This is a genomic window from Streptomyces canus 299MFChir4.1 (genome assembly GCF_000383615.1).
Lineage (GTDB): Bacteria > Actinomycetota > Actinomycetes > Streptomycetales > Streptomycetaceae > Streptomyces > Streptomyces canus_C.
In genome coordinates this window covers 1-10,818 of record NZ_KB911665.1, presented here as the reverse complement: position 1 = coordinate 10,818, position 10,818 = coordinate 1, and the positions used below count along the sequence as shown (strand labels likewise).

The window sequence follows — 10,818 nt, the reverse complement described above, 5'->3', positions numbered from 1 at the left end:
CGCGGCGGTTTCCATCCGTGGTTGCGACACCCGAAGGGACTTGGACCCATGCCGCGAGGTGGAGCCAACCGACTGCCGTTGTCGGTGCCGAAGGAGTACTTCGAGCTGCGTAGAGATGGCCTGAAAGGGGCAGCCGCTGCCCGCCGAGTGGGCGTATCCACCAGTGCGGGCTCGCTGTGGTTCATCAAGGCTGGACGCATGCTCTTGCCCGACAGACCCGTCGACGACCGATACCTCACCCAGAACGACCGCATCGCGATCGCCGAGGGGGTTCCGAAGAGGAACGTTGCCAAAGATTCTGGGAGCAGCGGTTGTCAGGGACGCTCTGGCGACGCGGCCTGGCTCGGGCGCGGGTCCCAGGCTCTCTGACATGACGCGGAGTCTAACCGTCGCGCCGGTCTGGCGGAGACATTCTGTGGATCTCACCCAATATGATCATGGCTGCGGGTGGTTGCCTCACCGAACCGTGCCTGTTCCTGTAAGAGCGGGGACAGCGTTCTCTTTTGAAGAGCCCTACCCCTCAAGATCGCCGATACCGGTGTTGCGAAGGTGGCTGGCCAAGGTGGGGATAAAGAGAGCGGCCGGCGCCCAATCCGCCGAAGCGGGTGGCAAGGGCACCGGCCAACCGAAGACACGCACCGCTCAGGACAGGAAGTGACCCGCACCGGTTGCGCCGTCCTTCGAGTGTAGCGGTGCGGCAGGCGCAAGGAACGCCTCCTTGCCCCCGATGATGCAAGTGCGGTAACTTTCTTTCGTTGGGCGTGTTGTGGCAAGCGCGTCCAGCCCGAAGTCGCCAACGTCGTCAAGGAGTTCCTCCATGCTGCACGGCGCACCACCGCGCGCCGCCGTCTTACGCCGCGCGCGCCACAACGTCGATCCTGTGCCTCTGATCCGCATGACCGCCCGGTTCGTCGACGAGGTCGCGGGCTTCGTTCCGACGGTCTGTGTGAAGGCGGGCCTCGAGGTGTTCCCGGCCTGCAGCCTCATTCCTCCGCTGCTGCCCACGGCTGCGGCCCCCGGGCAGTCGGCGGGTGCCCGCGCCATCGAAGACCAGTGGCGTGCTGCCGTTGGCTCGCCCGCCCCCGCGGCATAAGCCCGCCCCCGCCCGCAACGCCGACGCCGGCGCCCTGCACAACCGACCAGGAGAAAGTGATGATCCGCGCCGGACGCCGGAAGTACGCCCAGAACAGCGAAGAACTCGCCGCCGCCATGGGCGTGACGATCGGTACCTTCCGCAACAAACAGCCCTACGCCGACGAGGACTTCCCGCCCAAGATCAGCTCCGACGAGGCGCGGGTGAAGCTGTGGGACAGCGAGCAGACCGCCGCCTACCTGGCCGGCCGCCCCATCCCCGAACTGCCGCAGGGAGGCGACGATCAGGACCTCCTGGACCGCAACGAAGCCGCCGCCGAGCTGGGCGTCAGTCCCAAGACCTGGGACAAGAACTACAAGACGCACCCCCAGATCGCTCCCCACCTGACCATGGTCAAGGGGGTGGAGCACTGCCCGCGCGGCATCGTGCAGGCCTTCCGCACTGGCAAGGGCACCGGCAGCGGATCCAAGGGCCGTCCGAAGGGAAGCGGGGACATGGTGCCGCGGGACGAGATCTCTGCCAGGGTCGGCGATCTACTCGACGAAGACCCGTCGGTGACCCTCGCAACGGTCCAGGAACGCGTCGGCCTGTCCTACGCCGCGGCCGCGCGTGCCCTGCCCCGGTTGCGTGGGGAGCGGATCGCCGACCTGCTGCAGGACGACCCGGACCTGACTCCCGAGGAGGCCGCCACCCGTCTCGGCTACCCCACGGCGGTACAGCGCACCGCTCTGACCGCCGCCGCCACCGAGCTGCGCGCCCGGCACGTGCAGCCGTACCTGCAGCGCGTCGCCGACGTCCTGGTCGGCGCAGGCCTGGCCGAGGCGCAGGATGTCCGAGTCCAGCGCCTGGAGGGCGATGTCCTTGCCGCAGCTGTGGCGTTGAGCGGATCCGGCGCGGCCGCCCTTGTGTGGGACGAGCGTTACGGCTGGCGTACCGCCGTCAGCAAGCGTCACCCGATCGGCAAGGAGACCGGCACCCCGCCGGAGGGAGACGGCATCCGCTACCTCAGCGAGCGCCAGCAGCCTGAACCCGCCGAACTGCTGGCCGCGCTCACCGACCGCCGGCACGGCTCCAAGCATCCCAAGACCGTCCACCCGACCGGAGGCACTCTGCAGGGCTGAACCCCCGCACGAGCTCGCACGACGCGACAACCCCGGCCAGCGGCCCGGACACCGTCTCGGTGTCCGGGCCGCTTCGCGTGGCCGGCAGTTGACGTGCCAATTGGCCTGCAAAAACAGGCGCGTCCCACTCCCGCAAGTGATGCTAATGCGGTATATTTGTCTTGTAGGCCTCGTGGCAGAGCCCACCACCGAAGACAGGCACATCCCCAGGGAGGCTTTCGTGCTGGAAACGATGAAGAACACCGCCCGTCAGCCGCTCACCGACACCCTCACCGACCTCGGCCGCGCCATGGACGAACGGCGCGCCGTCACCATCGCGTACGCCGACGCGGACGAGGCCACTTCCATTCGCACCATCGAGATCCACGACATCGTCACCGGAGGCGACGGCGCCGTCCTCGTGCAGTCTATGGACCGCCTGAGCGGAACTTCCGAGTCTTTCGGGCCGACCGCATCCAGATCTACATCACCCACGACGATTCCTACGTCCTCGACGCTCCCACTGTCCCGCTCCCGGTGCGCTTCACCGCCCGCACCGAGAAGGGTGTAGTTCCCCTTGAGGGACGTCCCTGATCACGTGGTTGAGTCAGCGGTGCAAGACTTCCTGTACTGGTTGTCCGCGGCGGACGTCCCTGAACAGGACGTGGCCCGAGTCCGCTGGCTGCGAGCAGTGCGGACCGTGTAGGTCGAGGTCTTCAAGTTCCGTAGGGAGAACGAAGTGCGGCCCGACATATGCCGGGTCGAAGGTGAAGCTCACTCTCGTGCCGTTGCCTTGTGGTGGATGAAACGCTCGGGGGGCGGTGCGAGGCCGGATGCCGGTGAGGACTTGACGCAAACCGTGCCCTGCGCACCACATCTCAACAGTCACATGCCCGGACAGCGCGGCAGCAGCAGCCAACAGCCACCACTCGGGCCCGAGGAGGGAGCCGTAGTATCCGAGGACGGGAGTACCGGGGTCATGCCAGGCGTGCCGCTGATCCATGGATATCGTGAAGCTGCTGTCGCTGGTGATCTCGAGGAGACCACGCAGGGTGTGGTCCTCGGCAACGCTTGTCGCTGGATGAAGCACATGGCGGCCCACCGCGCAGAGCAAGTTGGTCGGCAGCTTCGGATCTTCAGGTTCGACCCCGAGGTACATACCCGGCCGTCTGCGCACGGCGGCATCGAACTCGATCACCTCGATGTCGGCCGCGTCATACGAATGGTCCGTCACGACCACACGCTATCGCCCTGGCGGGCCCGTCTGAAGGTGCACTCGAAGGCGGAAGTGCCTCGGGAGACCTGCAGGTGGGACAGGAGTATCGGCTACTTTGGCGGGTCGGTCCGTTCGCTCAGCGCCATGTCAGGCCGTGAGTTCGTAGTTGTGCTGGTCGGGGGTTGGGTAGAGGCGTTCGTGCTCGCGGGCGAGGTGGTATCGCCAGTAGGCGTCGAAGTCGCCGTTGTCGATCAGGGCGCGGAGCTGGGGGACGGCTTCGGCGCCGTCCAGGCCCCAGCGGCTGCCGGTGATGTCGAGGCGGTCGCCGATCAAGTGGCGGCAGGCGCCTTCGATCGGGCCGGTGGCGATCGGCCAGCCTGCGGTGAGCGCGGTGTCGTAGCGGAGCTGGGCGAGGTGGCCGGTGAGGTAACGGACGCAGGCGTCGGCGCCCTCGCGCCGGGTTCCGCGTAGCCCGCACTGATCTGACTGGGTGGTGATCTCGGCGGCGGCGCGGGCGGCCTGGCCATGGAGGATCGTGGTGAGGTGGCCGGCGACCCAGGCTTCGGCTTCGGGGGCACCGGGCTTGTTAAAGCAGTGTGCCGCGCCCCAGACGTACTCGGCGACGTGGACGAAGTCGAGCAGGACGTGCACCGTGATGTGGCGCCGGCCGGCTTCGGTCTGGATCAACTCGAGCTGGTGGCGGGCTCCGTCGACCAGCACGACCCAGTTGCGCAGATGGTCCCGGTCACGGGCCTGGGCCTGATCGAATGCGGCGGCGATCACCTGCTCGGGCGGATGGACGAGGGAGGCGGTGAGCCACTTGTGGTCTGCCTTCGGCCCGGGACGAGGTGAGCGCAGGGGGCTGCGTCCCTCGGGCGGAGCGATGACGTCGTGCGGTCGGCGCGGGGCGGGATCGCTGTCGAAGACGCAGGCCAGGGTGGCCATTCGTTTGCGGTGTGGCTTCTCGCCCGGCGCAAGCCGGGTGCGCAGAGCGTGCCTGTTCTTCTGGTGTGCCTTGAGCGTCGCGGGCCGCAGGGCTTCGGGGCGCATCACCACACCCTCGCCGTCGACCTGGAGGACGAGCGCGGTGGCGGCGGTCGACGGGAGAGGAATCGTGTGCTGGTAGAAGGCGTCGATGTCGGCGGCCGCGGCGACGACAAGCTGCTCGGCCTGCCGCTTGCCCAGGACCTTCCCGCAGCTGCGGTCGATCGCCTCCTTGGCCTGGTCGTAGGAACCGCGGACGGCTTCCAGGACAGCGAGGCGACGCAGGCCGTGAGAGTGCAAGTGCGCGGGCAGCGAGAGCTCCGCGTCGGCCGGGTGCACGCTGGTTTGGCCCTTGCCCCGCCAGGCGCACCGCGTCACGGTGACCGTGCCGAACACGCAGGCCAGCAGGCGGGAGTGGCCCACCTCGCGGTGCCGGCGGACCTGCCCGTCCGCACCACGGACCACTGCTTCTTCGGCCTGCCGCGCCTGCGCCCGCTCCCGCATCTCCGCAGATCGAGGTGGCCCTGGAACAGCAGCCGCAGTAGCTCACGGCCTTCAAGCCCGACCAGGTCTTCGAGTTCGTGATGGGACAGCGCGGCCGACTCCGGACCGGCCAACGCGCCTTTCAGGCAGTCGAAGGCCCTTGTCGCGGCGGCGAACGGATCGATGTCATCTAACGCGTCGTAGGGTTCCACCGGCTCTTCTTTCTGCGGCTTCGGTTTGGTGTGGTACCTCCGAAGTTAGAGAGAAGAGCCTTTATCGTTCCGCGAGTTCGCCGATTCCCCGCCCGGCCCCCGATGAGCGGGGGCGAACCGTCCGGGCTGGTCCTCGATCAGCCAGCCCCGTTCCACCAGCCGTTTCAGCTTCCCCCGCGTCCCCTCGATCTTCGCGGTCACCGCGGGAAGCCCGATCCTGGGCAGCATCTGCTTGGCCTGCATCGGCCCTGACGCGTCCGCGATCACCTCGACGATGTCCCGGTACACGTCCGGCAGTACGTCCGTCGTGAGACCTTCCCGCCAGTGCGGCACCATGACCGCCCCCACCACCCGCACTACAGGCTCCACCGGTTCCTCCGCCGCCACCGGCTCCCGCAACGACGCAGTCTCGGCAACGTCCTGCCCGGACAGTTCGGCGAGAACCTGGGCCACCGTCTCGCGTGTCACCCGCAGCCGCGACCACACCTCCCGCTCACCCACCAGCCGAGCCGTCAACTCGACGATCTCCGCCTCGAGTTCCTCCACCCGGACACGGGCCGCGGCCTCCCGCGCCTCCAACTCCTCGATCAACGACACCATCGACGCCCCCTACTTCACCCGCCACAGTGGAAGGACGCCTGCCCCGCCCACACCATCAACCAGCGTTCTCCCAGCTCAAGGGCTTCCCCGGAAGAGAGCTACACCCCACCGAGAAGGAGTTCGTGGCTCTGGAGCTGGAGCGCGACTGACCACACGCGGCACACCGCCCGGTGCCGGCCCGCCCTACGGGCCCGGCACGCGCCGCCTCGGTCCATCGCCCGCGCACGAACTCTCTGGAGCCACCGCATGCCCGCGTATGCACCGCCCACCCGGCTCGCCGAGCTCGTGGCCACCGCCGTTCTGTGACCGCTGGCAGCAACCCGCGCTGATCTACCTGGGGGCGGGCAGCAGTGGCAGCTGCCCGCCCCCAGGGCCCGAACCGAAGACACCACACGGCTGAGGACCCCCATGGACATCACCACACGCCTGCACTTGCTGGACCTGTCTGCCAGGCGCAGCAGGCGACCGCCGCACGCGCGGCGCAGTGCGCGCCGCCGCCCGGGCATCGAAGGCAGCTGCACAGACCCGCGACCGCGTCGACGAGCTCGCACGCCAACGCCCCACGGCCCAGGACCCTGAGCGTGCCCCCGAGTCCACCGAACTGGACCGGGCGCTGGAGGTCCACGCCGACAGCCTCGACCGCCTGAAGTCCGCCCAGCGCAAGGTGTCCCGCACCTTCCTGGCCGCCCGCGCCGCCAACCGCACCCTCGGAGCCTCCTACGCCCCGCACGCACGAGGCCGCGACCGAGTCACGAACCGCGACGAGGTCGCCGTTGGCCTGCTTGACAAACTCGCTTAAATCGCACTGGAGTTGATGGACGCCGCGCACGCCATCCTGGTGCAATCCAGTGTCGGCAAGGATTCACTTGTCCAACTGCACCGCATCGTCACCTGGGCCAAGGTCGGGTCCCCATTGCCTCCCCACGGTGCCGTGGCCCTGCGCTCCGTCGCGGGGGATTTTCCGCGACCCCCTGCCGTATTCATGCCCAACCGGGCATCCTGTAGAGCCAATTCCGGCCTTGTTCCATAGTGGGGGTACAGCATGGCTGGTGGAAACCGCGGCACGCTGGGGCAGTTCGTCAGAGTCCTGAGCCTGACGACGTTGGCGATCGTCTATATCGGCAGCCTGCTGATCACATACCGGCAGCTTCACGCGAAGCCCGTACTGGAAGGCGTCATCGGGGCCCCCGACTGGACCCGCGCGGTCCTGGTCATGGGGCTGGTGGTCGGCGGCGGTCTGGGCGCGGCGGCGGCGATCGTCGACAACCGCCGCGAGCTGCCCTCCTGGTTCCTGACGGTGGTGGGAGTGCTGGCGGCCCTGGCCTGGAGCCTGTGGGCGTCGCACAGCGCGGGCGAGGACAACGTGCACATGCTGTTCGCCGCCGCCGCGCCCGCGACCTGCCTGCTGGTGTGGGCGGAGCTGCTCCGGCAATTCCGCAATCAGCACCGGCAATCGGCGGCGGCTTGACAGCGGCGGCGCTTCCCTCGTTCGGGGAGCGCGACCGGCCCGGAGCCGATCCGCTGGTGTCAGGGGCGGTCGTACGGCATTGCCTCGGACGGCACCGTCCCGGACGGCGAAGAGCCCAGCGAACGCCTGCCAACCCTCTCCAAGTGTGCCGCGAACACCTCGCGGGCGTCCGGAGTCAGAGTGCGCAGCGCCACCAGCGCCGTGATCACCACGTCGCACAACTCCGCCTGGACGTCCTCCCAGTCGTGCGTGGTGCCCTTGCGCGGGTTCTGGCCCATCGTGCCGATCACCGCCTGCGCCACCTCACCCACCTCCTCCGACAGCTTCAGCACGCGCAGCAGCAGTCCGTCCGTGCCGTCGTGCGTCCGGTTCGCGTCCAGCCAGGCGTGCAGTCGGCCGATCGACTCCCACAGGTCCGCGGAGGTGTCGTGCTCGCTCATACCCGCAGCCTGCCATGGGACGACAGCCCCTAGTCATCGAACGGGGCCTCGCCCTCGAACAGCGCCTCCTGCCCACCCTCTTCCCTCTCCGCGTTCCTCCGCAGCCGTCGGCTCCTCGCCCCCACCACCAGCGCGGTGGCCGCCGCCGACGCCGCGAAAGCTCCCCGGCACGCAGATTCCACCGTGAGTGCGTTCAGGAATCCACGAACCTGCGCACTTCGCCCTGCTCGGGCCGCCAAACTCGCAGTGGATCGCCCCAACCCCGCCCGCCACCTGTACACCGGCTCGTATCACCTCATGTGCCGGCGAGCTGCCGAGAGGATTCCCGGTCCCGCCGGCGTCCTCGTGCTCTCCGCCCTGCACGGCTTCGTCCGGCTCGACGACGAACTCCTGCCGTATGAGCAGCGGATGGACGCCCCCGGACACGTCAGCGTCGAGCAGCTGCGCGCCCAGGCCGCCGGGCTCGACGTCCTCGCGGCCCGTGACCTCGTCGCCCTGGGCGGCCGCCCGTACGTCGACGCCGTCACCGCCGTACGGGGCCGCCCGGGGTCGGCAAGACACATATCGCCGTCGCTCTCGCGGTCGCGGCCTGCCGGGCCGGCTACTCGATCTACTTCACCAGCCTCGACGACATGGTCCGCAACCTGAAGGCTGCCGAGTCGGCCGGGCGGCTGATCAACAAACTCGGCACCTACCTGCGGCCGAGCGTCCTCGTGGTCGACGAAGTGGGCTATCAGCCCCTCGAACGTGCCGAGGCGAACCTGGTCTTCCAGGTCATCTCCAAGCGTTACGAGAAGGGCTCCATCATCCTGACCTCGAACAAGACCTTCAGCGAATGGGGCCAAGTCTTCGGCGACGAGGTCCTCGCCACCGCGATCCTCGACCGGCTCCTCCACCACTGCGAAGTGATCGCGATCAACGGCCCGAGCTACCGACTCAAGAACCGCCTACAGGCCATCGAGCGAGAGACCGACGTGGCCTGACAGCTGGGGACGTTCAAACGTACCGACCCGGCCGGAACGGAGAGTACGCCGACACCCGCGCTCGCGCCGAGGAGGCGGCCAAGGCCGGCTGACGCCTGCCGCTGCCTACCTCGACGGCCCAGTAGGCTGCGCTGGTCATGGACACGCACGCCGCAGCTGAGCAGACCCGGCACGACGCGATCTCTTGTGGTCCGCCGATCCGGCTACTCTTCCGGGACGTCATCGCGGACCGCATGCCGGACCGCATGCCGCTCCAAGCGGCGATGCTGTTCGGCCCGGAGGTCGACCCGGCCTGGGACGACCGGGCCTTCCTCGCCGAGTTCTACAACGAGATCCTCCACCAGGACACCTGCCAGCCCCACACCGCCGACGGCCTGGCCCTGCTTGCGGCCTTGGCCGTCGACGACCGGATTCCCGCCCGACACCGGTTCCAAGCCGTCGACCTGCTGTTCAGCGCATCCACCGTCGCCGAGCGCCACCTCGCCGAGACCTGGCCGACGATCCCGCGACACGCCGATCCCGACAGCGAGGCCCGGGCCTGCAACGCAGTCCTGTTGCACACCACTGATCTACTGGCCCGCTGGCCAGTCGAATGCCCCGCGGTTCAGCTGGCCCTCGCCGGTCTCGCCGTCGTCTTCCCGACCGTCCGCACCCTGCCCGCCCTGACAGCGCGCCTGCACACCTTCATGAACCAGCACCCCCAGGGCACCGACATCGGCGACTACGTGCGGTTCGTCCTCGTGCTGGCCGCCCAAGACGACAACCAGACCCTCGCGGCGACAGAGAAACTCACCGACGCCAACTGGACGGGCACAGCACGCGGAGTGCCGACACGGGCACGAGCTCTCCACCTCCTCGGCCAGATGCTGACCAGGGTCGGAGCCGGACTCACCCGGCCACGCGCGGGGCAGTGACGCGTCACAGGCGCCGCTATTTCTCATGAACGTCTACGGGCCCCAAGATCCGCAACTGCTGCCAAACCGGCGGACAAACGCTGCCCCTAGAAGCGAACAAAGCCATTCAGAGATCAGCCATGTGAAACAGTGCCCTTGCCCTTGCCTTTGCCCCGGGCTATTGCTCGTCTCGCCCACCTACGGGGAAGCCGAGGCGCAGGTACGCCGACTCAACGACCCTTTCCCTCTTGGCTCAGCACTGCCAGCCGAACGCCGCCCGGCGGCACGGCTCGCAGGTGAACACATACGCCGAACCGGAGCCGAAGTTGGGCGCGGTCCGGGATTCGGGGCCCTCCTCCAGCTGGGCGGTGAAGGCCATCGGCTGCTCGCAGCCGGGGCAGTCGGGTGTCTCGTCGTTTTGGAGCCAGTCGGGGTTCCCGCCAAGCTGTCCGAGCACCTCGCCCGTGGACCGGCCGGCCCTCGCCGCCCAGGTCGGCGCAGCGTCCCAGTAGTCCTGCCCCGGCATTTCCACGCGCTCCACGCCCCGGACCGCGCCCAGCTCCAGCACGGCCTCACCGTTCGGGCGAGACAGGGGTATGAGGCCACCGGCCGGGAAGAGGAACGCGCGGTTGCCGCCGGCGGTGGCGCTCCACTCCTCGCACAGTCCTGGATCGTTGGCGCACATGAAGACGGCCACAGTGCCCCGCTCCTCCTCCAGTACGAGCTGCGCGATGAACTGGAGGTGACCGGAGCAGGTCGCGCACACCGGCCAGGCGGTGCCTGCGGGCGCCAGCGGAAGGCCGCCCATGCGAGTGACCGGGGCATACGGCGCCGTGGAGCCGTCGTGGATCAGCAAGGTGGTGCTCATACAGGGACTGTAGAGGGAGCCTCTGACAGCACCGGCGATCCGCTGTCCTCTTGGTCTCGTTACGTACGAACCCATCCCCGTTTCAGCTCGCTTCGCGTGCGGCGCCGTGGAGTCCTGCCTGCAGTGGACAGCACCAATGGTGCTGAGAGGTCGTTTTCTCCCGTTGTTTCATCCCGGGATGTGAATTTGATCCGGTGATGTCGGGTCGCGCCAGGAGACGGTGGTCTCGCCGGTGAGGCGGCGGGCCATCAGGTCGGTCATGGCGAGATGGATCATGGCTTCGGAGCGGTGCGGGTGGGTTTCGTAGTCGCGCGCCAGGCGGCGGTGCAGCATCAGCCAGCCGTAGGTCCGCTCGACCGCCCAGCGTTTCGGGATCGGGGTGAATCCCCTGGTTCCGGGGGTGCGTTGGACGATTTCGAGGTCGATGCCGAGGGCGGCGGCGTGCTCGACGAGGTGCTTGCGGTAGCCGCCGTCGACC

12 protein-coding genes and 3 pseudogenes are annotated in these 10,818 nt (G+C 68.5%); 9 read left to right on the top strand and 6 right to left on the bottom strand.

Translation table 11 applies throughout. From position 1 onward, the window contains the following. Positions 1–48 precede the first annotated feature (48 nt). The 4 genes and pseudogenes from H293_RS62085 to H293_RS0148030 all read left to right on the top strand — a co-directional run. Positions 49–273: pseudogene (locus tag H293_RS62085) on the top strand (IS30 family transposase); the annotation flags it as partial. Positions 274–817: 544 nt separating this feature from the next. Then, entirely contained in the window at positions 818–1,093 is a 276-nt protein-coding gene (locus H293_RS0148040; RefSeq protein WP_020124884.1) for a hypothetical protein, read from the top strand. 59 nt (positions 1,094–1,152) lie between these two features. Next, positions 1,153–2,214, top strand: a complete 1,062-nt coding sequence (locus H293_RS0148035; protein WP_020124883.1) for a DUF6292 family protein — start codon at positions 1,153–1,155, stop codon at positions 2,212–2,214. Between the two features lie 172 nt (positions 2,215–2,386). Beyond that, positions 2,387–2,764, top strand: coding sequence for a hypothetical protein (locus tag H293_RS0148030; RefSeq protein ID WP_158694601.1), 378 nt, complete (start codon positions 2,387–2,389; stop codon positions 2,762–2,764). A 36-nt stretch (positions 2,765–2,800) separates the two neighbouring features. Here H293_RS0148030 and H293_RS0148025 read toward each other — a convergent pair whose 3' ends face one another. The 3 genes and pseudogenes from H293_RS0148025 to H293_RS58980 form a co-directional block, all read right to left on the bottom strand. After that, positions 2,801–3,427 (bottom strand): hypothetical protein, encoded by a 627-nt coding sequence (locus H293_RS0148025; RefSeq protein WP_259294746.1) that lies wholly within the window; start codon positions 3,425–3,427, stop codon positions 2,801–2,803. Positions 3,428–3,556: 129 nt separating this feature from the next. Next, positions 3,557–5,088: pseudogene (locus H293_RS0148020) on the bottom strand (ISKra4 family transposase). A 45-nt stretch (positions 5,089–5,133) separates the two neighbouring features. Continuing rightward, entirely contained in the window at positions 5,134–5,688 is a 555-nt protein-coding gene (locus H293_RS58980; RefSeq protein WP_020124879.1) for a hypothetical protein, read from the bottom strand. Positions 5,689–6,172: 484 nt separating this feature from the next. On the opposite strand from H293_RS58980, the gene H293_RS59630 reads away from it, so the two are divergent. After that, positions 6,173–6,487, top strand: coding sequence for a hypothetical protein (locus H293_RS59630; RefSeq protein WP_020124878.1), 315 nt, complete (start codon positions 6,173–6,175; stop codon positions 6,485–6,487). Positions 6,488–6,730: 243 nt separating this feature from the next. Continuing rightward, complete coding sequence (locus H293_RS0148005) at positions 6,731–7,156, top strand: hypothetical protein (RefSeq protein WP_051138288.1); 426 nt, start codon at positions 6,731–6,733, stop codon at positions 7,154–7,156. Positions 7,157–7,215: 59 nt separating this feature from the next. Here H293_RS0148005 and H293_RS0148000 read toward each other — a convergent pair whose 3' ends face one another. Further along, the gene (locus H293_RS0148000; RefSeq protein WP_020124876.1) at positions 7,216–7,596 is read right to left on the bottom strand and encodes a MazG-like family protein; all 381 of its coding nucleotides are present in this window, start codon (positions 7,594–7,596) and stop codon (positions 7,216–7,218) included. A 135-nt stretch (positions 7,597–7,731) separates the two neighbouring features. Here H293_RS0148000 and H293_RS58205 point away from each other — a divergent pair, with 135 nt between their 5' ends. From H293_RS58205 to H293_RS0147985, 3 genes and pseudogenes are all read left to right on the top strand, one after another. Continuing rightward, the gene (locus H293_RS58205) at positions 7,732–8,244 is read left to right on the top strand and encodes a DUF6884 domain-containing protein (RefSeq protein ID WP_397896541.1); all 513 of its coding nucleotides are present in this window, start codon (positions 7,732–7,734) and stop codon (positions 8,242–8,244) included. After that, a pseudogene (locus tag H293_RS52325) lies at positions 8,133–8,579 on the top strand (ATP-binding protein); the annotation flags it as partial. The gene H293_RS58205 and the pseudogene H293_RS52325, both read left to right, overlap by 112 nt. 137 nt (positions 8,580–8,716) lie before the next feature. After that, the gene (locus H293_RS0147985) at positions 8,717–9,493 is read left to right on the top strand and encodes a hypothetical protein (RefSeq protein WP_020124872.1); all 777 of its coding nucleotides are present in this window, start codon (positions 8,717–8,719) and stop codon (positions 9,491–9,493) included. Between the two features lie 232 nt (positions 9,494–9,725). On the opposite strand, the gene H293_RS0147980 is transcribed toward H293_RS0147985, so the two are convergent. Together H293_RS0147980 and H293_RS0147975 are read right to left on the bottom strand one after the other, a co-directional pair. Then, entirely contained in the window at positions 9,726–10,340 is a 615-nt protein-coding gene (locus H293_RS0147980) for a YwqG family protein (protein WP_020124871.1), read from the bottom strand. A 168-nt stretch (positions 10,341–10,508) separates the two neighbouring features. Beyond that, the coding region (locus H293_RS0147975) for an IS5/IS1182 family transposase (protein WP_020124506.1) at positions 10,509–10,818 on the bottom strand (310 nt) is incomplete at its 5' end.

What these genes read in the sequence shown, in the direction of transcription:
- H293_RS0148040 (WP_020124884.1), top strand. Translation starts at nt 818, where the DNA reads ATGCTGCACGGCGCACCACCGCGCGCCGCCGTCTTACGCCGCGCGCGC.
- H293_RS0148035 (WP_020124883.1), top strand. Translation starts at nt 1,153, where the DNA reads ATGATCCGCGCCGGACGCCGGAAGTACGCCCAGAACAGCGAAGAACTC.
- H293_RS58980 (WP_020124879.1), bottom strand. Translation starts at nt 5,688, where the DNA reads ATGGTGTCGTTGATCGAGGAGTTGGAGGCGCGGGAGGCCGCGGCCCGT.
- H293_RS0148005 (WP_051138288.1), top strand. Translation starts at nt 6,731, where the DNA reads ATGGCTGGTGGAAACCGCGGCACGCTGGGGCAGTTCGTCAGAGTCCTG.
- H293_RS0148000 (WP_020124876.1), bottom strand. Translation starts at nt 7,596, where the DNA reads ATGAGCGAGCACGACACCTCCGCGGACCTGTGGGAGTCGATCGGCCGA.
- H293_RS0147985 (WP_020124872.1), top strand. Translation starts at nt 8,717, where the DNA reads ATGGACACGCACGCCGCAGCTGAGCAGACCCGGCACGACGCGATCTCT.
- H293_RS0147980 (WP_020124871.1), bottom strand. Translation starts at nt 10,340, where the DNA reads ATGAGCACCACCTTGCTGATCCACGACGGCTCCACGGCGCCGTATGCC.